Source organism: Alistipes sp. AF14-19 (genome assembly GCF_003461645.1).
GTDB lineage: Bacteria > Bacteroidota > Bacteroidia > Bacteroidales > Rikenellaceae > Alistipes > Alistipes shahii.
The window spans coordinates 23,892-48,136 of record NZ_QTXM01000012.1; the positions used below are offsets into that span (position 1 = coordinate 23,892).

General features: G+C 61.8%; 13 protein-coding genes. 8 read left to right on the top strand and 5 right to left on the bottom strand.

Features of this window, described 5'->3' with window-relative positions; all coding sequences use genetic code 11:
• Positions 1-127: 127 nt before the first annotated feature.
• Both DWW03_RS10875 and DWW03_RS10880 read left to right on the top strand, forming a co-directional pair.
• Entirely contained in the window at positions 128-1,234 is a 1,107-nt protein-coding gene (locus DWW03_RS10875; protein ID WP_015546317.1) for an ROK family protein, read from the top strand.
• Between the two features lie 12 nt (positions 1,235-1,246).
• A complete protein-coding gene (locus tag DWW03_RS10880) occupies positions 1,247-2,212 on the top strand; it encodes a type I phosphomannose isomerase catalytic subunit (RefSeq protein WP_022062225.1) in 966 nt (321 codons plus the stop codon).
• 77 nt (positions 2,213-2,289) lie between these two features.
• Here the strand turns inward: DWW03_RS10880 and DWW03_RS10885 are convergent, their stop codons facing one another.
• The 5 genes from DWW03_RS10885 to DWW03_RS10905 are packed head-to-tail and all read right to left on the bottom strand — an operon-like array spanning position 2,290 to position 12,953.
• Positions 2,290-4,539 carry a PL29 family lyase N-terminal domain-containing protein gene (locus tag DWW03_RS10885; protein ID WP_118406753.1) on the bottom strand — a complete coding sequence of 750 codons (2,250 nt, stop codon included), beginning with the start codon at positions 4,537-4,539 and terminating at the stop codon, positions 2,290-2,292.
• Between the two features lie 20 nt (positions 4,540-4,559).
• Complete coding sequence (locus tag DWW03_RS10890) at positions 4,560-7,136, bottom strand: DUF4955 domain-containing protein (RefSeq protein ID WP_118406754.1); 2,577 nt, start codon at positions 7,134-7,136, stop codon at positions 4,560-4,562.
• Positions 7,137-7,149: 13 nt separating this feature from the next.
• Positions 7,150-8,688, bottom strand: coding sequence for a sulfatase (locus tag DWW03_RS10895; RefSeq protein ID WP_022062222.1), 1,539 nt, complete (start codon positions 8,686-8,688; stop codon positions 7,150-7,152).
• Between the two features lie 6 nt (positions 8,689-8,694).
• Positions 8,695-11,727 carry a chondroitinase family polysaccharide lyase gene (locus DWW03_RS10900; protein ID WP_118406755.1) on the bottom strand — a complete coding sequence of 1,011 codons (3,033 nt, stop codon included), beginning with the start codon at positions 11,725-11,727 and terminating at the stop codon, positions 8,695-8,697.
• Between the two features lie 11 nt (positions 11,728-11,738).
• Positions 11,739-12,953 (bottom strand): glycoside hydrolase family 88 protein, encoded by a 1,215-nt coding sequence (locus tag DWW03_RS10905; protein ID WP_022062220.1) that lies wholly within the window; start codon positions 12,951-12,953, stop codon positions 11,739-11,741.
• 186 nt (positions 12,954-13,139) lie between these two features.
• Here DWW03_RS10905 and DWW03_RS10910 point away from each other — a divergent pair, with 186 nt between their 5' ends.
• The 6 genes from DWW03_RS10910 (at position 13,140) to DWW03_RS10935 (ending at position 24,019) form a co-directional block, all read left to right on the top strand.
• On the top strand, positions 13,140-16,091 hold the full coding sequence (locus DWW03_RS10910; RefSeq protein ID WP_022062219.1) for a chondroitinase family polysaccharide lyase: 2,952 nt from the start codon (positions 13,140-13,142) through the stop codon (positions 16,089-16,091).
• 28 nt (positions 16,092-16,119) lie between these two features.
• Positions 16,120-19,257 carry a SusC/RagA family TonB-linked outer membrane protein gene (locus tag DWW03_RS10915; protein WP_015546309.1) on the top strand — a complete coding sequence of 1,046 codons (3,138 nt, stop codon included), beginning with the start codon at positions 16,120-16,122 and terminating at the stop codon, positions 19,255-19,257.
• A gap of 23 nt (positions 19,258-19,280) precedes the next feature.
• Entirely contained in the window at positions 19,281-21,110 is a 1,830-nt protein-coding gene (locus DWW03_RS10920; protein WP_118406757.1) for a RagB/SusD family nutrient uptake outer membrane protein, read from the top strand.
• A gap of 23 nt (positions 21,111-21,133) precedes the next feature.
• Positions 21,134-22,129 carry a DUF5017 domain-containing protein gene (locus tag DWW03_RS10925; RefSeq protein ID WP_022062216.1) on the top strand — a complete coding sequence of 332 codons (996 nt, stop codon included), beginning with the start codon at positions 21,134-21,136 and terminating at the stop codon, positions 22,127-22,129.
• A gap of 144 nt (positions 22,130-22,273) precedes the next feature.
• On the top strand, positions 22,274-23,371 hold the full coding sequence (locus DWW03_RS10930; protein WP_022062214.1) for a phosphotransferase enzyme family protein: 1,098 nt from the start codon (positions 22,274-22,276) through the stop codon (positions 23,369-23,371).
• Positions 23,372-23,374: 3 nt separating this feature from the next.
• The gene (locus tag DWW03_RS10935; RefSeq protein ID WP_118406759.1) at positions 23,375-24,019 is read left to right on the top strand and encodes a carbohydrate-binding family 9-like protein; all 645 of its coding nucleotides are present in this window, start codon (positions 23,375-23,377) and stop codon (positions 24,017-24,019) included.
• Positions 24,020-24,245: the final 226 nt, after the last annotated feature.

Genomic DNA, 24,245 nt, shown 5'->3' on the forward strand with positions numbered 1-24,245 from the left:
CAAGGTCCTGAAAAAGGCCGGCGGCAGCAGTCGCCGGCCTTTTTCGCGCAATTCGGTTTTGCACCCGTTCAATTTTTATGTATCTTTGCCTACCGGAACACCGACAATCCAAACAAAACTACTCAATATGTACAGCCATGACAACCGGGTGGTCATCACCCTCGACGCCGGCGGCACGAACCTCGTTTTCGGCGCCATGCAGGCCAACAAATTCATTGTGGAGCCGATCACCCTCCCGTCGCATGCCGAGAACCTCGACAAATGCCTCGCGACGATGGTCGAAGGGTTCCAGGCCGTCATCGACCGTCTGTCCGAAAAACCCGTAGCCATCAGTTTCGCATTCCCCGGCCCGGCCGACTATCCGAACGGCATCATCGGCGGTTATCTGCCCAACTTCCCGTCGTTCCGCGAAGGCGTGGCGCTGGGTCCGTTCCTCGAAGCGAAATTCGGCATCCCGGTATACATCAACAACGACGGCGACCTGTTCGCCTACGGCGAGGCGCTGGGAGGCGCCCTGCCCGAGGTCAACGCCCGGCTCGAAGCGCTGGGAAGCCCGAAGAAATACAAAAACCTCGTCGGCTACACCTTCGGCACGGGACTCGGCGTGGGCCTTGTGATCGACAACCGGCTGAACCGCGGCGACAACTCATGCGTCGAGACGTTCTGCCTGCGTCACAAGAAAATGCCCGAAATCATCGTCGAGGACGGGGCGTCGATCCGTGCCGTGAAACGCGTCTACGGCGAAGCTTCGGGCGACGTGAACCACACCTTCGAACCGAAAGATATCTGCGAAATCGCCGAGGGTAAACGCCCGGGAGATGTCGAGGCCGCGAAGAAGGCTTTTGCCGAAATGGGCGAGATCGCCGGCGACGCCATGGCTACGGCCGTGACGCTGGTGGACGGCCTGATCGTCATCGGCGGCGGCATCACGGCGGCCCGCAAATGGATCATGCCCAGCCTGCTGAACGAGCTGCGTTCGAAGATGCACCAGCTCAACGGCAACGAGTTGAACCGCGTGCAGATGAAGGTTTACGATCTGGACGACGAGACTGAATTCCGCGAATTCGCCAAGGGCGCGCAGCGGCCCCTGAAAGTCTACGGCACGGACCGCTACGTGGCCTACGACCCGCAAAAACGCATCGGCGTGACCATTTCGAAACTCGGCGCGAGCCAAGCCATTTCGGTCGGAGCATACGCTTTCGCCTTGAGCCAGCTCGACACGGAAAACGCATAAAATAGATCGACCATGTATAAATTTCAACCGATTCTGAAATCCCTGATCTGGGGCGGCGAGAAGATCGCCCCTTACAAGGGAATCGCCACCGACCAGCGCAACATCGGCGAAAGCTGGGAGCTTTCGGGCGTCAAGGACAACGAGTCCGTCGTCGCCGAAGGCCCCGAAGCCGGGACATCGCTCCCGGAACTGATCGCCCGCCACGGCGCGGCGCTGTTGGGCAAAGCCAACTACGGGCGTTTCGGCGAGGAGTTCCCGCTGCTGATCAAGTTCATCGACGCCCGGCAGGATCTCTCGATCCAGGTGCACCCGAACGATGAGCTGGCATGGGAACGCCACAAATCCAAGGGCAAGACCGAAATGTGGTACGTGGTGTCGGCGGATAAGGACGCGCACCTGCGTTCGGGCTTCTCGAAGCAGGTAACGCCGGCCGAGTACGAGGCCAGCGTCGGGGACAACACCATCACGGACATCCTGGCCGACTACAAGATCGCACCGGGCAACGTGTTTTTCCTGCCCGCGGGACGTGTGCACTCGATCGGCGCGGGGTCGTTCATCGCCGAAATCCAGCAGACCTCGAACATCACCTACCGCATCTACGATTTCAACCGCCGCGATGCCAACGGCAACACCCGCGAACTGCACACCGAACTGGCGAAGGGCGCCATCGACTACACCGTGCTGCCCGATTACCGGACGCATTACGAGCCGGCGCAGGACACGCGCGTAGAGCTGGTGTCGTGCCCTTATTTCACCACGTCGCTCTACGATCTGACCCGCCCCGAGACGCTCGACCTCGCGTCGCTCGACTCGTTCGTCGTGGCGATTTGCATCGAGGGCCGCGGTACGCTCACCGACGACAGCGGCGCAGCGGTTCCGGTGCACCAGGGCGAAACGGTCCTGATTCCGGCTTCGGCCCGTTCGCTCGCCTTCACGCCCGACGGCGGCATGAAGATTCTGACAAGCTGGATCGGCTGATCCGCCTCTTCGGCTCAACGAAAAAACTCCGGCCTGCGAAAATGCAGGCCGGAGTTTTTCGTTACGGCAAGCCGGAATTACTCCGCCTTGAACCACGCCTTCGTGTCGTAGGTCGCTCCCGCACCCGTCTTCACCACCGAAGCGTCGACCGGGAAATACCCCTTCGCCGCATCCATCGAAGAGAACGGAGCTTCCACGCCGTCGCCCATCTGGTTGTTTGCAGGCGTGTAGCTTCCGGTATGCTTCGCCGACCAGAAATTCGTATCGCTGACCGGCGCGGTGTAGAGGTAATTATAGGTTACCTCCGCCTTGTCAGCCGTAAATCCGGCCGTGTCATACACACCCGTCAGATAATTTTTCGCGGTAACACCGGTATAATACCCGACATTCTTGGTCACGGTCAGCCCTGCGAGGACATAAGCCCGGATCATAATGTTCGGCTGGTAAATGTTATAAATCGTATTGTTCGTCACCTCGACCTGAAGCCGGGTCGTCTGGAATGCCTGCGACCTGTCCCCGCAGTTGATCAGGTAGTTCTGCAAAGGCGTTTCGGCATAGAAGACATTATTCTCCAAACGGATCGACTGCTGCGTATAGGCTCCTTTCGATTTGGTCGAATAGAACGGCTTGTTGGCGACGGTCATCTTCACGATCGAATTCCCGAAATAGACACTCTTGAAATTCTGCGTATTGTGCGAATCGTAAACCACATTGTAGGCGGCATCCACGGTACAATCCTCGACATGCAGCGTCGGATCATAGGTGGCATTGGTCGTCGTAAAGAGGTTGTAATTGCCCGAAGCCGCGATATGCAGGTTCTTGAAAGCCGCATTGTACTTGCAACGCAGTTCCAGCCCGGAGATCGTCGCCTGCGCACGTTCGGGATAACGGCCGATCAGCACGATGTCGCCCATATTGATCGACGCGCCCGAAATCGTGAACGACAGATCGGCAGCATCGGAGTTGTCGACGAAAATCAAACCTCCGGCCGTAATGATCGCAGCGGTCAGTTCGGAGGGCTTGAGCAGCTGCGCTTCCGGATAGACCGTCTTATTGATCGTCAGGTCGCCCAGCGCGATGTCTTTCCCGTCCTGATAATCCTGATAGTAGTCCGTCTCGGCGGTAACGGGAGCCGCCGCCGTCGTGTTCTGCACGCTTGCCACCTCGCTCGTCAGATCGCCGGCATAGGCGACCACGTAGATCGTATAGGCCGTATTGGCTTCGAGATTCCTGACCGTCACGCCCGTACCCGTACCGGCCGTGCCTTCGGCAAGAACCCTGGCGGCGTCGGGAGCCGCTTCCGTCGATTTGAGGCAGAGGTATTTCCAGCCGTCGGCATTGGCCGAGGGCGCAACGTCGAAGGTCAGCGCCGACTGCGTGGGCTCGACCGTCGCGGAGTTGGTCACCGCAACCGTCGGAGCGACGGGAGCCGTTCCGGTGCTCTCAACCTGGATTTTGGCCACCGTCGAAAGCCCGCCGGCCGCAAAGGCCTCGATCGCCACGTCCTTCGACGTGTCGGCCGTGGCGCGGGTCACGGCTGCGGGGGCCGTCACGATCAGTTCGGCCCTCTCATCCACGGCATCGGTCAGGCGTGCCGACCAGCCCTCGGGAGCCGACAGTTTCACCTGCTCGACACCTCGGATCTCCACCACGAAACGCTTGGTGGCCCCGGCGTCGAACGTCTGCACGCCCTCGGTCGGCGTGACGATCCGGCAGAAGAAATCGTTCACGATCGGAATGCGCAGTTCCTCGCCGCCGAGCAGCCTGATATAGAGGTCGCCGCCGTCGACCTTCACCTCCTCGAAGAACTTGTCGGTCACCGTACCCGAGCCGATGGCCTTGACGGGCTGCCCCTTGGTGTCCTTCACATTTTCGAAGGAGGTGCCGCCGTCGTAGCTCACCTGCCAGTAGCCGGTGGCCTCGTCGATGCGGAACCGGGGCGTCGTGCCGTCCTCGGCCACGGCCTTCACGCCGAGCGAGGTGAACGTGGCTCCGTTGTCGGTCGACACCTGCCACTCGCCCTTGTCGTTGATCGAGACGATCGGAATCACGGCCTCGGCCTCGCTGCCCTGCACCAGTTCGATGGTCTCGCCGTTGGTCAGCGTGATGAGATATTTGCCATCGGAGGTCTCGACCTTGGAGATCGTGGCGCCGCCGTAGAGTTTCTGCAACGCCTCGATGTTGCCGTTCAGCGCGTCGACCTGCGTTTCGAGCGCCTGCACGCGGCTCTTCAGGTCGTCGATCGCATCCCACAGGTCGTCGTTGTTGTCGCACGACTGGAAAACCGCAGCCAGCGCGACGAAGATCAGGATCAGATACTTTTTCATAATATGTTTGGTTTTTTATTCTATTTCAATGAATTGAGCCATGCGGGGACATACCCTAACCGCTGGCGCAGCTGCGCTTCGTAGAGCGACAGCGGCTCGACGGCCGCGCCGTTGCTTTCGAGGTATTTCACCTGTTCGGCGCTCTCGTCGAAGGTGACCGCCGCGCCGTGGAATCCGACGATGATCGGCGGCATGGTCTTCCACCACTTGTCCGAGGAGAGCCACCACTTGAACGGTTCGGCCCCGAAATCGTGCGCCGCACGCGTGGCGTTCAGATTCCAGATCGTCAGGTCGCCCAGGTGGTTGGGCACGTTGGTTTCGTCGCCGCCGAAACGCCATTGCACGAATCCGCCCGTGCAGCGGTCGACGAGCGTGGCGCGCGGCTGCCTGGAGTGCGACTCGAAGAAGGCGTCGTCACCCCACGTGTTGTTCCACAGCACGGCCCCCAGCGAGGTGTTCGACACACCCGAGGCGTGGTACTGTCCGGCGTTTTCGAAATACCCCGTGCTCGTATAGGGCGGCGAGACAGCCTGCCCGCGGCTGCGGTCGCAGACCTTGCCGATGAAGATGCGCGACGAGGACTGCGAGCGCACGCCCGAGTGGCCGCGGTTGCCGCTGATCTCGATGTCGTAGGCCGAGCAGTTGGCGCTCGACACGATCGACAACGCCTCGCTGACGCCCCTGAAATCGACGCGGCGAATCCACGAATCGGTCAGACGCATCATGTTGAGCGGCTTGTAAGCCCCGTCGTCCTCCCACGAAGCGTGGTGGCCGAAGTTCTCCTTCGAGCGACCCTCGAACGTGAGGTCCTCGACGCCGACATGTTCATAATGGGGGTATTTACGGATTTTCCAGCCCCATTTGGCCTCCACAGCGTACATGATCGGTTCGGCGAAGGTCACGCGGTTGCCGCTTACGGAAGCCACCTGGTGATAGTCCTCGACCGTAATGGTCTGAATATCGGTCATGTTTCCCTCGACCCGGTGCGGCGCCAGCTCCTGCGCCACCAGCGTCGGGTCGTTGTTCGAAAGCGAAAGGCACACCCAGTCGCCCTTCCCGATGCCGGCCGCCGAAGCCACCTCCACCGAGAACGTGCCGCGTGCGGCGTCGCCCGTCACCGTCGTGAGGTCCGAAAGTCCCGAATTGTGCTTGATATTGATCATCATGGGCGACGACCACATCTGCTCCGAGTTGTTCGGCAGGTTGGGCGTGTCCATGACGAGCGTCGTCTTGCCGCGGCCCGCGCCCTTGAGCACGAAATACCCCCCGCGAATGAAAATCTCCTCGCTGCGGTTGTTCCCCTTCGAATCGGTGTATTTCTGGTTGGCGGAGGTTGGGTCCACCACGTTGTCGTCGTCGTTGTGGAGGACGAAACGCCCCTCGGGGAAATAGATCACCGCCCGGGCATTGGCATTCGCGAGGTTCGCCCCCGCATCGCTCCGCCCGGAAAGTTTCAGCTCCTTGAGCAGCGCAGTCAACGCCCCGCGCGAGGACCTGACGCCCGTGGGATCGGCGCCGTAGTCGACGACGTTGTAAACCTTGTAGCCCAGTCCCCAGACATCGGCCGGAGCCTCCTCGCCGTGCTTGTAACCGGCATACGAATAATCGAGCAGGACGTTATCCGCAGTTCCGGCCTTAAAATTCCGCCATGCCAGAGCGGCGTTGGCATCCACCTGCTCGTCGAGCAGCGTCACGTTCAGCGTGACGAGTTTCCGGTATTTCCTGTCCGAATAGACCGTCACCGAGACCGCCGCCTGCTGCGAAGCGGCGTCGAACGTCGCGGGAGCCTTGACCGTCAGCGTCGTCTCGCCAAGCACGGCCGTCCAGCCCGCAGGAGCGTCGATCACCGCCTCGGCGACGTTGTTCTGCACGACCTCGAAGGCCCGGGTCTCCCCGAGGCGGAAAGTCTCGTTGTCGGAAGCCGTCACCGTCAGTCCGAAATCGTCGAAGACGGGAAGCGTAAGTTTTTCGCCGTCGAGCAGTTCGACCGCCAAAAGTCCGGTCGTCGCGTCGTAAGTCACCGACTTGAAAGCCGAACTGTAACTGACGACGACTTTATCCCCCAAGGCATTGACCGGCTGTCCGTTTTGCAAAAGCGGCGCGTAGGTCGCCCCGCCGTCGAGGCTCACGAGCCACTCCCCGTCGGCCGAAACCTTCAGCTGCGGGGTGACGCCCTCGGCGCCGGGCTTATGGTCGCCGCCCGAAACGGGCCATGCCGAAACGTACTCTCCGCCGACCTTCAGCCGCTCGGAAGTGGCTCCGCCGTCGAGGCTCACGGTCCAGTAGCCCTCGGCGTCGATGCCCATGACGGGAACCAGCGCCTCGATCTTCTCACCGAGGATGACGGGCAGCCGGGTTCCGTCGCTCAACTCGATCTCGTACCCCTTTGCGTTGGGTTTGATCCCGACGATGATCGTCGACTCGTCCATCAACTTGTGGAGCGCCACAATGGAGGTGTTCACGCTGCCGATCTTCGCCTCCAGCGCAATCACCCGGTCGCGCAGGCTCCCGATCTCGTCGCGGATGCCGTCGGTGTTCTCACACGATTGCAGCACAAAGGCCGAGGCCGCTGCAATCCACAAAAACAATTTATTCATATCCGATTGATTGTTAGTTATTCGTATCATAGGGAACCACGTCGGACAAGACGCCCTCGCGGAACCACACGTCGTCGTTGTCGCGCAGCAACACAGCCAGTTCGCGGCACAGCGCGGCGAACAGCGCGGGATGCTCCTCCGGCGCGAGGTTGTGCAGCTGGTAGGGATCGGCCGCATCGTCGAACATCAGCACGCGTTCGAGCGTCCCGTCGCGGCCGATACGCAGCTCCATCGTATGCGTTGCGGTCTTCACGCCGCGCGCCTGGGCGAAGAAGCCGCGGACCAGTCCGTCGGCATCGCGCCCGCCGTCGAGGTTGCGCATGTAAAGGGCAGCGCGCGGGCGTTCGGGCTGCACGGCGTCCTGCCGCAGCACGGCCGAGTAGTCGCGCCCCTCGACACTCGCGGGAATCCGCTCCCCGAGGCCCGCCAGCCCCAGCAGCGTCGGCATGATGTCGGGCGTCGAGAGCAGCAGATCGTCCACACGGTGCGGCACCCGCCCCGGATAGCGCACCAGAAAGGGAATGTTCAGCGACTCGCGCCAGATCGAGTTCTTGGGGTCGTCGGTCGAATGGCTGGTCATCGTCTCGCCGTGGTCCGAAGCGAAGACCACGATCGTGTTCTCCGTAAGCCCCGCCCTGTCCAGCGCAGCGAGCAGGCGGCCGAACTCGCGGTCGATACCGCTCACGTTGGCAAAATAGTAACGCACGGCGGCGGCCTTGGCCATCGTCGTGTCGGCGTTGTCGCGCACGAGCAGTTCGGTCAGCGACTTGTCCTTGTAACGTTCATACCCCTCCAGGTCGCAGTCGTCGGTCGAAGCGTAGGGCGAATGCGGCGGATTCATGCCGATCATCATCAGGAACGGTTTTTCGGGATCGCGCACGCCGCCCTTGTTTTCGATATATTCGATGGCTTTCGAAACTTCGTGCCGCGGCGACCACTCGTCGACATCGTGACGGTTGCCGTCGGTATCCCAGTAATGAGGATGCTTGTGCACGTCGTAGGTGCCGTAGGAGTACCAGTAGTTGAACCCGTGGCGGCGTTCGGGCGGCGTGTAGGCGTCCCACTCGGGAACGGCGTCGCTGACGTAGGTTCCCGGACGCTGGGGGTTGTTCTTCGTCGGGAAGTCGGCGTGCAGCTTGCCGATGTAGGCGCAGTCGTAGCCCGCCGCCGAGAAGACGTCGCCGATACACTCGACGTCCTCGCGCAGCGAACTTTCGGGACGCTCCGACATGCAGTTCAGCACCACGCCGTTCCGCTCGGGATACATGCCCGAAAGCAACATGCCCCGGTGGGGGCTGCTCACGGGGAAATTGCTCACCGCCTCGGTCAGCACCGTGGCTTCGCGGGCGAAGCGGTCGAGGTTGGGCGTTGCGACCGGATCGCCCTTCCACCCCACCTCGGCGGCGAACTCCGGATCGCTCCAGAACCCCAGCGAGGAGTTGCGATACTGGTCCGGAAATACGTAGATCACGTTGGGGCGCCCGGCCTCCGACTGCCCGCAGGCCGTCAGGGCGAGGCCCGCAAACGGAATTGCAATTCTAATTTTCAACATCGTGTCTTATTTCATTTCAATCAGGTTCACTTCGCGCGTCGCACCTTCGCGGCTCGTGAAGATCAAAGCGGTGTTTTCGCCCGCGGGTTCGATCCGGCACTCCGGCCTATCGTCTGCGGACTGCCAGCGGCCGCGGATCACGACCTCCAGCTGCGACTCTCCCGAGGGATTGTCGATCCACTTGCGGGAGTAGACGCTCCGCTCGGCGCGCCTGCCGTCGGCATCGAACACCTCGTCGCTCGGCCCCTCGTAGAAACGCAGGTCGGGGTCCGCAGCGCTCACCGTCAGCCCTTCGCCATCCCCGCCGATCATCACCAGCGAAGGCAGCGAAACGCTTTCCAGCAACCCCTCGCCCACCTTACCGGCGGCAAAAAGGGCATAGCCCGTAATGCCCGACGGCTTGTCGCGCAGGATATGCGCCGAGGCGTCGCGGCGCAGCACCTCGTAGGGAAGTTCCCGCGCGTAGCGGACCGCCTCTTCGTCCGAAGCGTGCACGGCCAGCATGTATTCGTACCCGCCGCCGCTGACGGACCCGCTGCCGTGATCTATCCACGCCGTTGCGAAATTGTTCTGCGTCGGGGCGTCGGTCTCCTCGTCGAGCGAACGCTGAAGTGATTTCGAAACGACTACCCTACCTTTCGGCACGAAGTAAGCGTTGCGCAGGTTGTCGCGCAGGACGGCGCCGCCCGCAAGTTCGGCCCGGTAGGGGAACTGCGTCACCGCCTCGCCGTTCACGACGAGCGGATCGGCCGCGTCCGCCAGAAAATTCTGGAACAGCGTCGTATGCACACCGCCCTCGGCCTTGTTTTCGATGTCGGAACCCATACAGACGATGCGGTTGTCGAAGAAAAACCACGACTTGCGCGCCCGCAACGAACCGTTGTATTTGTCGTGCTCGTGGAGTTCCATCGCGAACACCCCGTCGCGGCCCCTGTGGCTGACGCCTCCGGCGAAGGCCTCGTCGGAGAGGAGCATCTCCTCGTAGCCCGACGCGGTGTCGACGTTCCGGATATCGGCCTTCATCCGCTCCATCGGGATTTTGAGCGCCGTCGTCCCGGGAATGTGCCGCCAGTCCCAGCCCTCCTGCCGGAACCCGCTGCCGAAGGCGCTCACGGGATCGCCGTCTGCAAGCAGCTGCATGCTGCCGTGCGTCAGGTAGCGGCCGTAGTGGTTGGCTCCCTGGTAAATCTCCGCCGACCAGAGATAGCGGCTGTGGCCCGCGACGGTCACCAGCCAGTCGGCGCGCCGGTGCGACACCGAGGCATTGTAGCCGTAGACGCGGTTCCCCGCAGGCGAAGGTTCGGGAGCGAAGCCCTTTTCGGCGAACAGCCGCGTATAAGCGTCTTTTCCTTTGGCCACGCGCAGGTAGGCGGCGGCCAGCTCCGGGTCGATCTCCCCGCGGCCGTCGGGCGTACCCGCGACGGCCAGCCGGGCATAATGCCACGGGACCAGTTCTCCGCGGCCGTCGGGATGACGGCCCGAAAGGGCCAGCGGAAACGACCGCAGATTGCAGTAGAAGCGCATTTCGAGCAGCGCGCGTTTCAGAACGGCATGGCTTTCGGCGCTCACCGCGAACTGCGTCTTCGACAACAGCCACACGGCATTCACGGCCCCGCCGCTGAACCCGTCCACGGCATAGGCCGGGTAGTGACGCCGGTGGTGGAAGACCGTGCCGTCGCTCTTGAAGCAGGGTCCGGTCCCCTCGGTGACCTTATATCCGTTGTCGACCCAACGGGAGAACGCCTCCAGCCAGGCCGCTTTCACCGGGGTGTCCGGGAGCATCACGATGCTCGCCAGACGGCCGACGAGCGAGGTGTTGAACGCGTCGATGTCCATCCCCGGCTCCGCCGGCGGAAGTTTCACCTCGCCCACGCCCGAAAACCACTCCATAGCCTGCTGCACGTCGTGTTCCAGCCCGGCGCGACGCAGCACGTCGCGCATGATGACGGGAGCCGTGTAAAAATTGCGCATGCTGTACCCCAGGTGGTGCAGGGTTCCCTGCGCACTTCCCGCGGCGAAGCCCTGATCCAGAAGATGCCGCGTCAGCAGCACATACATCCGTTCCAGCTCCGCCCGCTCGGCGGCGTCCGCAGCGGCATCGTGGGCCACGGCGACCTGGAACAGGAAGTCGTTGTATTTGCGCAGCGTCTGGCCGTTGTCGTTGAACAGTTTGCCGACATCGGGATGGCCCAGATTGATATAGGTCTCGGCATAGCGCACGAACCAGATCGGCTTGCCCCGAAGCGTCCCGTCGGGATTTTCCGCAATGCCGTATGCGTCGAAGCGTTTACGCAGGGTCTTCATCGCCATCGGCTTCCGGCCTTCGAGCAGCAGTTCGCGCAGACGCCGTTCGACGGTCGCCATATCGCGCCGCTCCCCCTCACCGACCGCGGCGGGGAGTGCGGGCATCGGATTGCGCCACGATTGCAGCAGCGTGAGCCAGTGGCTCGTGGTCGCGGCGTTGATGAACGGCGCCTGGAAATCGGCCGTATGGTGCCGCACGTCCTGAAACGAGGAGAGAATCAGGTGGTCGAAATACAACTCGCCCCGTTCGACGCCCTCCGCCGTGACGACCAGTTCGTCCATCCCCTCCTCGGGCCGGCCCTGCATGTCGCGGTCGAAAGCCACCCATGCCCCGCGCCAGCCGGTGAACTCCAGTCCGTAGTCGAACCACGCGCAGGTGCGCCCCTCCTTGCGGAACTCGAAACGCAGTTTCCCGTCGAGCGCCTTCGGGGCGTAGACCCAGAACACGAAGGTCGAAACGGAGGTCTCCCTGGGATTGGGATTTTCCGACAGGTAACCCACCGGGGATTCGATGCGCACCCGGGCGCCCGCCCGCGACCATTGCCAGCGGAGCGCGTGCGCACCGTGCTTGTAATGGTGGCCCGAGACGGACAGCGACGAGCCTTCCGACGCCGTGAAAGGCGCCGCAGACTCCTCAAACGAAAGAATCCGCGCATCGGCGACCTCCCGCACCGACTGCGCCGGTGCGGCCCACGACCACACCGACGCAGCGGCGAGAAACAACAGTTTATACATGGGCGTCCGGTTTAAAACAAAGGTTCGCCCGCCTCCAAGCGGCCCTTGCGGATCAGCGCCTCAAGGAAATAGTAATCTGCGTAGTTCAGCGGCACGTCGATATTGCTGCCGTGCGGGATGCTGCCCACGGAGTGCATCAGCAGGAACCCGCCGTTGCCGCCCACCGGAGCGCGGTAGGCCGGCGACGAGAGCGACTCGACGATCCGGTCGGCCTTCTGCTTATACAGCCCGTCCCCCGTATAGGTGTACATTTCGTAGAACGCCGAAGCGATGATGGCCGCCGTCGAGACGTCGCGCGGTTCATTGGGAATGTTCGGCGCATCGTAGTCCCAGTAGGGAACCAGATCGGCGGGCATGTTCTTGTCGCCCAGCATGAAACCGGCCACCTTCCGCGCATGGTCGAGGTAGCGTTTGTCGCCCGTGTAACGGTAGCAGGCCGTATAGCCGTAGACGGCCCATGCCTGTCCGCGCGCCCACGCCGAATCGTCGGCATAGCCCTGCGCCGTGCAGCGTCCGCGCACGTCGCCCGTCGTCAGGTCGTAGTCCACGACGTGATAACAGCTGTAATCGTCGCGGAAGTGCTCCTTCATCGTTCGGTCGGCATGCTTCACCGCGATATTATAATAGGTGCTGTCGCCCGAAAACTCCGTGGCCTTGAACATCAGTTCGAGATTCATCATGTTGTCGATGATCACCGGGCACTGCCAGCCTCGCTCGCCCTGCCAGCCGCGGTCGGCGTCCCACGACTGGATGACGCCCGGCACCGGCCGGAAACGCGTCGCGAGCGACTTGGCCGTCTGGACGATCACATCCTCGTAGCCGGGTATGTTTTTCAGCCGCAGTCCGTTGCCGTAGCTGTCGTAGACCATGAAGCCCACGTCGTGATGCCATTGCAGGTACTGCACCGAATCGAGGATCTCGGTATGCTTCCGTGCGCGCGCGGCCCATGCCTCGTCGCCCGTCAGTTCGTACATGTACCACAGCGTCCCGGCGAAGAAACCGCTCACCCAGTCGTCGACGGGCACGTAGTCGATCCGCCCGTTCTTCCAGGTCGAGGGGATGCGGATCACACCGCCCGTCTCGCTCGAATCGGCCAGCATGCCGATCTGCTTTTCGGCGACGGCGATGTTTTCGTCAATGATCGAAGCGCGCTTCGAAGGCTGCGAGCAGGCGGAAGTCCCTGCCAGGAGGAGCACAACGGTCGCATATTTAAATAAGGTCTTCATAAATTAGGTGATTAACATGATTATTTTGGTAAACCAAACCAGCTTTTCGGACAAAGGTAAAGTTTTTTTCGGACATGCAACATATTTTAATAACATTTTCCGATGAATGTAAAATTTTTATTATTTTCTCTTTGAAAAATTTTGGCGAACCAATTTCTTTATTTATTTTTGACCAAATATGAATCTATGAAAAATATATTAAAACACGCTGTACCAGCGATTTGGATACTATTCGGCACGCTTTGGGGCCAGCATGCCGCTGCGGCAATCGACGCCAAAATCAGTTTCGAAACGGAAATTCCCAAGGCTTTCGTATGCGGCGAAAACAGCACGGCCGAATTGAGCGGCCTCCACTACAAGGACGGGAGCCGTTCGCTGCGCTGGTCGTGGAGCGCGCCGTCGACGCTCCGCTTCAACGACTTCGGACAGCTGATGCGCTCGCTGCGGGTCAAGGGCGCGGGCGTCATGCTCTGGATCTACAACCCCAGGGCCGTCGACGCCGACATGCGGTTCTCGTTCGAGACGCCCACCGGCGAAGTCCCCTACCGGTTCGATTTCCACATGGATTTCACGGGCTGGCGCGCCTGCTGGATCAAGTACAACGACATGCCGGGCGACCACGCCTCGCAGCAGGTATCCCGGCTGACAATCTCGACGCCCGCCGGGGTCGAAAGCGGCGAACTGTTCCTCGACCGCCTGACCTTCTCCGAGGTCAAGCTCCACGACCAGATCACCCCCGACAAGCAGATTCCCGGCAACAACTGCAATCTCTCTCGCGAATTGTGGCACTGGGCGCGCCTCTGGGAGTGGGAGCAGTACGAATACGAAGAGCCGCTGCGCGACGTCACGCCCGCGGAAAAGGCCCAGCTCGACGCCGTGAAATCGCGCATCGAAAGCATCGTCGCGGCCAACATGTCGAGCGCCAACTACATCAACGGCACGATCATCCCGCGCGCCCGGGCGACCTTCGAAAAGGCCGCGATCCGCCGCACCGACGACGGCGGGATCATCGGCGCCCCGCTGCTCTCGAACGACGAGTGCAACCGCCCGAAAGGCGAACTGCGCCTGGACGACATCGAGAACATGCTCAACGCCTTCGCGCTGAACAGCCATATCAACAACGATCCGAAATACGACGACGATTTCTTTCTGGTGATGGACCACGCCATCGACCAGGGCTTCGCCTTCGGCCACGGCAACGGAACCAACCACCACTACGGCTACAACATACGCAAGATCTACGACGCCATGTGGCTCATGCGCGACAAGATCGCCGCACGCGGCAAGACCGACGAATACGTCAAGGTGCTGGCCTACTGGAGCGGCCTGGCGGAGACCCGCAAACCCTACGTCTACGGCCGCGACGAGCTGCTCGACTCGTGGCACACGCTGCTCATCCCCAAGATCGTCAGCGCGCTGATGCTGCCCGACGAGGCCGAACAGTACCGCGCCATGAAGAGCCTCGGCGTATGGCTCTCGGGGAGCCTCGGCTTCACGCCGGGCACCATCGGCGGCATCAAGCCCGACGGCACGACCTTCCACCACGGCGGCTTCTACCCCGCCTACTCGACCGGCGCGTTCGCCATGATCGGCTACTTCTGCAAAGCAACCCGGGGAACGGATTTCACCCTCTCGGAGCAGGCGCGCCGCAACTTCAAGCTGGCGCTGATGACCATGGCCAGCTACACCGATCTGCGCGACTGGGGACTCGGCCTGGCCGGCCGCCATCCCTTCGGCAAGAACGGCCGCATCCCCGACGCCGACGTCAACGCATTCGGTTATCTGGCCGCGCTGGGCGACCTGACGGGCAGCGGCAAGGGCGCGGACCCCGAACTGGCGGGCGCCTACCTGCGCCTGAAAGGCACGGACAAGGAGTTGAACAGCCTCTTCAGGAAAGAGGGGATTTCGGCGGGTCCCACGCCCTCGGGATTCTTCGTCTATAACTACGGGGCCGCGGGCATCCACCGCCGCGGCGACTGGATGGTGACGCTCAAAGCATTCAACACCGATGTCTGGGGATCGGAGATTTATACCAAGGACAACCGCTACGGACGCTACCAGAGCTACGGTTCGGCGCCGATCATCGGTTCGGGCAATCCCGTCTCGGCCGCGGCGAGCGGATTCGTGCAGGAGGGCTGGGACTGGAACCGCGTGCCGGGCGCCACGACCATCCATCTGCCCTACCCCGAACTGGAAAGCCCGCTGCCGGGGACGCTCATGGAGCGCAACCCCGAGCGCTTCTCGGGCGCCTCGTCGCTCGAAGGCCGCAACGGCATACTGGCCCTGCACTTCGTCGAAAAGGACCGCAAGAACTTCACCCCCGGGGCCACGGCGTACAAATCCGTCTTCTGCTTCGACAACCGGATGGTCTTCCTCGGCAGCGGCATCGACAACGACAACCAGGCATACCCCACCGAAACGACGCTTTTCCAGCTGCGGATGGACAGCCCGGCCGAACAGATAGAAGTCGACGGCGAGCTTTACGACGCTTTCCCGCTCAACCTCTCCAGAGGCGGCGAGCGGCTGGCGCTCTCCGACACGAAGGGCAATTTCTACGTGGTGAAGAACGCCGCAGCGGTGAACATCACCAAAAAGGAGCAGACCTCGCCTAACGACAAGACCCGCGCACCCCAGACGGGCAACTTCGCCACGGCCTGGATCGACCACGGCCGCGCCCCCAAGCAGGCCGGATATGAATATGCGGTCTACATCCAACCCACGAACAAGGAGATCACGCGCCTGATCAAGAAAGACGGCTACGAAGTGCTGCGCCGGGACAACACGGCCCACGTCGTGAAGGACCTCGCCACGGGCATCACGGGCTACGTCTGCTTCGGGGAATACACGGGCCAGGGGCTTGTGCGCAAAGCGACCGGAGAGTCGATCGTCATGGAGCGCACCGACACGGACGGACAGGTCGTGATGAGCGTCTGCACGCCCGACCTCGGCCTCACGGAGAAGACCTACACCACGCGTCAGGAGAGCCGCCCCATCGAAAAAGAGGTGCTTTTGGACGGCGCATGGGAGCTTGCCGCACAATATCCCGGCGTGGAGGCCGTTTCCCACGACACCGGAACGCTGCTGAAGATAACCTGCCGCCACGGACAGCCCGTGGAGTTCCGGCTCAAGAAGAAATAACCATTTTCACCCACAACCTGATTTATTTATGAAAAAAGCACTTAAACGCATGGCCGCGGCAGCGCTGGTGACCCTATCGGTACTCCGGGGGGGGGACGCCTTTGCGCAGAACGCCGTGGACGGACGCGTGGTTGACGCCAACGGTGCACCGCTGGTGGGCGTAACCGTCCTGATCAAGGGGACGCAGTCGGGAACGGCCACGGGCGCCAACGGCAGCTACTCGATCAAGGCCCGGGAGGACCAGACGCTGGTCTTCTCCTATCTGGGCTACACGACCGTCGAGGAGTATGTCGGCAAACGCACGGCGATCAACGTCAAGATGACCGAAGAGGCGTCGCAGATCGGCGCCGTCGAGATCGTCAACATCGGCTACGGAACCACCACGCGGCGCGACCTCACCGGCTCGGTGGCCAAGGCCGACCTGGGAACGATGATGAAGGCCAACGTCACCAACTTCGACCAGGCGCTGGGCGGACGCATCGCCGGCGTGGTCGTCACCACGGGCGACGGCTCGCTGGGCGCCGAAGCCAATATCACCATCCGCGGAAACAACTCGCTCACGCAGAGCAACGCCCCGCTCTACATCATCGACGGATTCCCGTCCGAAGGGTCGTTCGCCGCGTCGATCAACCCCGCCGACATCGAGTCGATCGACGTGCTGAAAGACGCTTCGGCGACCGCCATCTACGGAGCGCGCGGAGCCAACGGCGTCATCGTGATCAACACCAAACGCGGCAACGAGGGCAAGCCCACGGTGAACTTCAGCGCCTCGTTCTCCCTGAACAAGATCGCCAACAAGGCCGACCTGATGGACTCCTACGAATTCGTCCGGCTTCAGAGCGAACTGATCAGCGAGGAGACGATGAACAAGAGCTATTTCAGCGAGGGACTGACGCTCGACGACTACCGCCACATCCCGGGCATCGACTGGCAGGACCAGCTCTACCGCACGGCTTTCCAGCAGAACTACAACGTCTCGCTCTCGGGCGGCAACAAGGAGGGGCTGCGCTACAACGTGGGCTTCTCGGCGCTCGACCAGGACGGCATCATCATCCGTTCGAACTTCCAGCGCTACCAGGGCAAGGCCAACTTCACGCTGCCCATCTCGAAAAAACTCACGCTGAACGCCAACGCCAACTATTCGCGCACGGCGACCAACGGCGTGACCCCCACCACGGCGCAGACCACCTCGTCGTCGTCGGGCTGGCTGATGTACTCGGTCTGGGGCTACCGCCCCGTAACGCCTCCCGGGCAGGACATCCTCGACTCGATGCTCGACGAAGCCGTAGACGGATCGAACGACTACCGCTTCAACCCGGTGAAGACCGCCAAGAACGAATACCGCAAGACGCTGGTGGACTACCTCAACGCCAACCTGGCGCTGACGTGGAAGATCACCCCCGACCTGACGTTCAAGACCACGGGCGGCTACGTCCTGAACAAACGCCGCCGCGAGGAGTTCAACGGCAGCGAGACCTACACGGGCTACGCCGGCTCGCCCAGCGGCAAGGGCGTCAACGGCGCCATCTACTGGACCGACCAGACGAGCTGGTCGAACGAAAACACGCTCAACTACAAGAAGCGCCTGGGGCGCAGCCACAACCTCGACCTGATGGCGGGACTCTCGCTCCAGGGGCAGAAGAACACCTACGACGGCGTTGCGTCGACGCAGATCACCTCCGAGGAGCTGGGCATCGCGGGCATCCACACAGGCAACTACCAGAAGGTCCAGAGCAACTACTACGACTGGCGGATGATGTCGGCCTTCCTGCGCGCCAACTACAATTTCCGCTACAAATACTACCTGACCTTCTCATTCCGCGCCGACGGCTCGTCGAAATTCCCCTCCGACAACCGCTGGGGCTACTTCCCCTCGGCCGGCCTTTCGTGGAACTTCAACCGCGAGAATCTGCTGAAGAAGAGCGAGTGGATGAGCAACGGCAAGTTGCGCCTCTCGTGGGGCCTGACGGGCAACAACCGCACGCAGACCCCCTATGACTTCTATTCGCAGATCACCGTCAACCCGGGTTCGGGCAACTCGCTCGACTATGTGTTCGGCGGCGAGCGCGTGCCGGGCTACTACGTCTCGAACATGGCCAACGAGCGGCTCAAGTGGGAGACCACCGAGCAGTGGAACGCGGGTCTCGACCTCGGGTTCTTCGAGGACCGCATCAAGGTGACGGCCGACTGGTACGACAAGGTGACGCGCGACCTGCTGCTCTACGCCCTGCTGCCCGCCTCGTCGGGCTTCGAACAGGGGATGCTCAACATCGGCAAGATCCGCAACCGCGGCTTCGAGCTGACGCTCGAAACGGTGAACGTCAAGACCCGTCAGTTCCAGTGGTCCACGTCGTTCAACATCGCCTTCAACCGCAACCGGATTCTCGGGCTGGTCGACGGACAGAACACGCTCCAGAGTTCCGTATCGTGGGAGACGCGCTTCAACTCGCAGTTCCCCTACATCTCGCAGGTGGGCAAGCCCACGGGCATGATGTACGGCTTCATCTACGACGGGACCTACAAGGCCGAGGATTTCGACGACAAGGGCAACCTCGTCAGCGGCGTTCCCTCGTTCAAGGGCAACGCGATGCAGCCGGGCGACATGAAATACCGCGACATGAACGGCGACGGCGTCATCGACGACTACGACCGCACGATCATCGGCTGCGGACAGCCCCTCAACACGGGCGGCTTCGGCAACAACTTCAACTGGAAGAATTTCGACCTGAACATCTTCTTCGCGTGGAGCTACGGCAACGACGTGCTGAACGCCAACCGGCTGGTCTTCGAATCGGGATGGAGGAGCCAGACCAACCAGCTGGCCTCCTACGCCGACCGCTGGTCGCCGGAGAATCCCGCGTCGAACATTCCGCGCGTGAACGCCGTCGGCCGCGAGGAGTACTCGTCGCGCGTGATCGAGGACGGTTCGTTCCTGCGGCTGAAGAACGTCTCGCTGGGCTACACGCTGCCGAGCCGTTCGCTGCGCAAGGCGGGCATCAGCCAGATGCGCGTCTACGTCTCGGCCGACAACATCTGGACCCTGACGGGTTACAGCGGTCCCGACCCCGAGGTATCGACCCGCAACTCGGTGCTGACGCCCGGATTCGACTGGTCGGCATATCCCCGCGCATTCGGCTTCACGGCCGGCGTAAACCTCACATTCTAACGGTTTAAACGCAACATTACGCCATGAAAATCAAAAGCATATTGAAACTGGGAACGCTGGCGCTGCTCACCGCCGCCCTTCCGGCGTGCAGCTTCCTCGACACCGATCCGCAGATCATCCCCGACGACGGCTACTACAACAGCGAACAAAAGCTGATCTACGGTCTGGCGGGCGTCTACGGCGTGCTGAACAGCGAAGCGCTCTACGGCAACTACTACTCGCTGCAAATCGCCAACGCCGACGACCTCTGCTACTTCAACAACTACAACAACAGCGAATCGCGTCCCGACCGCTACAACCACAGCGCCGGCACGGCGGCGATCTACGACACCTGGTCGAAGCTCTACGAAGGCATCAAGAACGCCAACCGCTACATCGAGGCCGTCGAAAAGACGGAGATCGACCCCGGGAAACTTTCGGTGGACATCGGGCTTTACATCGCCGAAGCGCGGTTCCTGCGCGCCTACTACCACTTCCTGCTGGCGCAGGCGTGGGGCGATATGCCCCTGCGCGTCAAAGCGACCACCTCGCCCAACCCCAACGACGTGCAGATGGCCGCAACGCCGCAGGAGCAGGTGCTCAAATGGTGCGCCGACGAGATCGAAGCCACGATTCCCGACCTCTACGAGCCCATCGACAACACCCCCTCGCGCGTCAGCCAGACCGTCGCCCAGGGCATTCTGGCCCGCGTCTATCTCTTCATGGCCGGCGAGAGCGTCAAGCAGATCGACGGACTGGATAAAAAGGAGATGTACCGCCGCGCCGCCTACTGGGCCAACGAGGTGATCGCCTCGCACAAGCACGACCTGAACGAGAGCTACGAGGAGATCTTCATCAACATGATCCGCGACCAGTACGACACGCAGTTCCACGAATCAATGTGGGAGGCCGAATTCCTCGGCGACCGCACCAGTGCGACCGACTGGACGAACGGCCGCATCGGCGACCTGATCGGCCTGCGGTCGCAGTCGGGAACGACCAACTACTCGGAGTGGGCCTGCAACTACTCCTACGGCTACTACAACGGCTCCTACACCCTCTGGCAGCTCTACTGGGAGAACGACCGCACGGCAGACGAAACGGCCAGCGCCACGGTCATCGACAAGCGGCTGACGTGGAACCTGCCGGGCTACAACTACCGCGGAATGAACAACCAGAAAATCTCGTACAAGAACAAGGCGGGCGAGACCGTGACGCGCTACTTGCAACAGACGCAGAGCATGTTCAAGACGCCGTGGGTCTACAACAACAATTTCGCCATGCCCGACATCGAGGGGCTGGACCAGACGATCGAGGACGCGTTCGACCCCGCCGATCTGGTTTACGACCCGACGGTGATGTGCGCCGTCCGCAACGCCGGCAAATGGCGCCGCGAGACGGTCTACGAGAAACAGATGTCGGCCAAGAGCCTCTACACGACGATCAACTTCCCGATCCTTCGCTACGCCGACGTGCTGCTGATGTACGCCGAGGCGATCAACGAATACGCCGGGGCGCCGGACGACCAGGCCAAGGAGGCCATCCGGGAAATCCGCAAACGCGCGGGCGTCAAGACCGACGAGAGCCTGCTGGGCGACTACCGTTCGTTCCGTGACCTGGTGCGCAACGAGCGCGGACGCGAACTGGCTTTCGAGGGGCTTCGCAAGTGGGACCTGATCCGCTGGGGCACGTTCGTCGAGAAGATGCACAACGCCGGGACCAACCAGCCGACGGAGAACAAGTACCGCAACGTCAGCTATACGAACTATGCGTCGGCGAACTACGCCAACGTGACGGCACGCCACATCTACCTCCCGATTCCGACCAAGGAGCTGGCGGTGAACCACGCGCTCCGACAGAACCCCTTATGGTAAAACGCTTAATTGCAGAGCATACGATGAATACGAAACGAATCACATACCTCGCGGCGACGCTGGCCCTCGCAACCGCGGCAGCCTCATGCGAACACGAAGAGATCTACGAGCCGCTGGAGTTCTCGGTGCAGCTGGCGCCGACGAACACCTACCGCACGGGCGACCCGGTGGTCTTCAACTTCAGCGGCAACGCCGACTTCATCACCGTCTGGACGGGCGACACGGGACACGAGTACAAGCACCGCAACCGCACGAAGGTCGACATCGCCGACATCGAGTCGTGCGAACTGGAGATCGAGATCAGCCAGCAGTACGGCACGCTGAACAACCTCGTCCTGTTTGCGGGCAACAAATTCGCGGGGCTGAACGGCAGCGACGCCGCCACCGACCGCCCCGTGGTCGAAGCCATCGCGGCGAACGACTGCGCCGACTGGACCAAACTGGAGTTCACGCCGAACAACGCGAACAAGTTCGAAACCTACACCTACGACATCACCCGGTTCGCCGACCGTTTTTCGTGGGGCATGCACCTTTTCTATCCGGACCCCAAGACCACGATGCGCACCTATCGGATCAATCCGAAGATCACGGTCAAGTTCAAGGGCCACGACACGCAGGTCTACAACTACCCGGACATGGAATTCGTCCCCTTCTCGCTGGCTTCGCAGCACGCCGACAACCCCTATATCCATAATGTATCGGGCAACGGCAACCTGAAATTCCAGGGCCGGCCGGGAGCGAACAACACCGCCAATATCGTCTTCCAGGGCTTCAGCGCCGGAGCTTTCCCCGAGATCGACCAGTGGGCCTTCATGCAGCCCGTCGCGCTCAACACGATCTCGCCCGACACGGGCCTGAACATCAAGGGCGTGACCGACGACCTGCCGAGCTACTCGTACACCTACACCGAGCCGGGGACCTACACGGTGACCTTCATCGTCGCCGGGGGCAACTACCAGGGACAGTCGGCGCCCGCTCCCTACGAGGTGACGTTCACGGTGATCGACCCGATCGAATAACCCGTCCGAAAGTTTTCGCAAGCCCGCCCTTCAGCAAGAAAGGCGGGCTTTTTCACAATATCCGGTTGCATTTCTGCGTTTTTTCCAGTAACTTTGGAGGTGAAACTTAACCTTTAACAACCAAAACCGAAACAACCTCATCGTATGAAGGCTGAATTACAGGAAATAGCGTCGCAGTTCGCGCTGGAAGGCGCTATCACGGCAATCGACTCGCTGGGCGAGGGATTCATCAACGACACGTTCATCGTCCGCACGGCGGGCGATGCGCCGGATTACATCCTCCAGCGCAAAAACAAGAGCATCTTTCCCGACGTTCCGGCCATGATGGAGAACATCCGCAAAGTGACGGATCATATCCGCCGCCGCGTCGCAGCCGCCGGGGGCGACCCCAGACGCGAGGCGATGACCGTGGTTGCGACCCGCGACGGAAAGCTCTATCACGTGGACGCACAGGGCGAATATTGGGCCGTTTCGGTTTTCATCAGCGACACGATCGCCTACAACAAGGCCGACTCCCCGGAACTGGCCCGCAAGGGCGGCGAGGGCATCGGCAAGTTCCAGGCCCAGCTGGCGGACTTCACCGAGCCGCTGGCCGAGACGATCAAGGGCTTCCACAACATCCGCCACCGCTTCGTGCAGTGGGACGAGGCGCTGCGCCGCGACGCCGCAGGCCGCGTGAAAGACCTTGCGGAGGAGATCGGCTGGATCGAATCGCGCCGCGACGAGATGCTCTCGTTCTGGTCGAAGGTCGAGGACGGCACGATCCCCACGCGCGTGACCCACAACGACACGAAAATCAACAACATCCTCTTCAACAAGCAGGGCGAGGTGCTGTGCGCCATCGACCTCGACACGGTGATGAACTCCACGTCGCTCAACGATTTCGGCGACGCCATCCGCTCCTACGCCAACACGGGCGACGAGGACGACCGCGACCTTTCGCGCGTGGGCATGTCCCTCGAAATGTTCCGCGCCTATACCGAAGGCTATCTGTCGCAGCGGGCCGGACAGCTCAACCAGGCCGAAATCGACCACCTGGCATTCTCGGCCCGTTACATCACCTTCGAGCAGGTGCTGCGTTTTTTGATGGACTACATCGACGGCGACACCTATTACAAAACGAAATACCCCGAGCACAACCTCGTGCGCACCCGCGCCCAGTACAAACTGTTGCAAAGCATGGAAGAGCAGTACGGCACGATGTGCGAAATCGTACGGGAAACCGTCGCCAAATACAAATAAGGAATGGAAATTCGCAAGATAGCAGGCATCGCGCCCGACGACCGGGCCGCCGTGGACGAGGCATTCGCCGGAATCGAGCCGCTGCCGGTGGCGTGCTGCAACTGGCCCGCGGAATTTCCCTACGCCCCGGAAGTCAGCTTCCGGATGTTCCATACGGGCGACTGGCTGATGCTGCGCTTCGACGTTGCCGAACGTTACACGGCGGCGCTCGTCACGGAGGACAACGGCGAGGTGTGGACCGACTCGTGCGCGGAGTTCTTCATCGCACCCGACACAGGGATGTACTACAATTTCGAAACCACCTGCATCGGACGGATGCTGCTCGGGGCGCGCAAATCCCGGACCGAGGCCGAGCACGCCTCGCCCGAGGTGCTGGCGGGCGTGAAACGCTACACGACGCTTCCCTGCGGCGAGCCTTTCGCCGAGCGCGAGGGCGACAACCGCTGGTCGCTCACGCTGGCCATCCCCCCGCAGGCGCTTTTCCGCCATGCGCTGACCGACTGGAGCGGTCTCAAGGCCCGCATGAACCTCTACAAATGCGGCGACAAACTCTCGCACCCCCATTTCCTCTCGTGGCGGCCGATCCGGACGGAGAAACCCGATTTCCACCGTCCCGAGTTTTTCGGGGAGGTGACGTTCGAGAAGTGAAAAAGTGAAAAGCTGAAAGCCAAGAGACAATCCGGTCGCGATGCGACAACTGCGGGCAACAGGCGAGCGCAATCGCTTGCGAATTGCCGAGCCGCCACAGCAGTCAAGGCACGTGTTTTTGCGCCTTAAGTCCCCTCCCGAGGGAGGGATTTGGGGTGGGGTCAGACTTGTAAACGACGCCAACGGCGGCGACAACACGATCGGCAGCAAACCGACAGAGAGAAAG

Coding starts and splice junctions, on each gene's coding strand:
- DWW03_RS10890 (WP_118406754.1), bottom strand. CDS start 7,136: ATGAATAAATTGTTTTTGTGGATTGCAGCGGCCTCGGCCTTTGTGCTG.
- DWW03_RS10930 (WP_022062214.1), top strand. CDS start 22,274: ATGAAGGCTGAATTACAGGAAATAGCGTCGCAGTTCGCGCTGGAAGGC.
- DWW03_RS10900 (WP_118406755.1), bottom strand. CDS start 11,727: ATGTATAAACTGTTGTTTCTCGCCGCTGCGTCGGTGTGGTCGTGGGCC.
- DWW03_RS10925 (WP_022062216.1), top strand. CDS start 21,134: ATGAATACGAAACGAATCACATACCTCGCGGCGACGCTGGCCCTCGCA.
- DWW03_RS10880 (WP_022062225.1), top strand. CDS start 1,247: ATGTATAAATTTCAACCGATTCTGAAATCCCTGATCTGGGGCGGCGAG.
- DWW03_RS10885 (WP_118406753.1), bottom strand. CDS start 4,539: ATGAAAAAGTATCTGATCCTGATCTTCGTCGCGCTGGCTGCGGTTTTC.
- DWW03_RS10915 (WP_015546309.1), top strand. CDS start 16,120: ATGAAAAAAGCACTTAAACGCATGGCCGCGGCAGCGCTGGTGACCCTA.
- DWW03_RS10910 (WP_022062219.1), top strand. CDS start 13,140: ATGAAAAATATATTAAAACACGCTGTACCAGCGATTTGGATACTATTC.
- DWW03_RS10895 (WP_022062222.1), bottom strand. CDS start 8,688: ATGTTGAAAATTAGAATTGCAATTCCGTTTGCGGGCCTCGCCCTGACG.
- DWW03_RS10920 (WP_118406757.1), top strand. CDS start 19,281: ATGAAAATCAAAAGCATATTGAAACTGGGAACGCTGGCGCTGCTCACC.
- DWW03_RS10905 (WP_022062220.1), bottom strand. CDS start 12,953: ATGAAGACCTTATTTAAATATGCGACCGTTGTGCTCCTCCTGGCAGGG.
- DWW03_RS10875 (WP_015546317.1), top strand. CDS start 128: ATGTACAGCCATGACAACCGGGTGGTCATCACCCTCGACGCCGGCGGC.
- DWW03_RS10935 (WP_118406759.1), top strand. CDS start 23,375: ATGGAAATTCGCAAGATAGCAGGCATCGCGCCCGACGACCGGGCCGCC.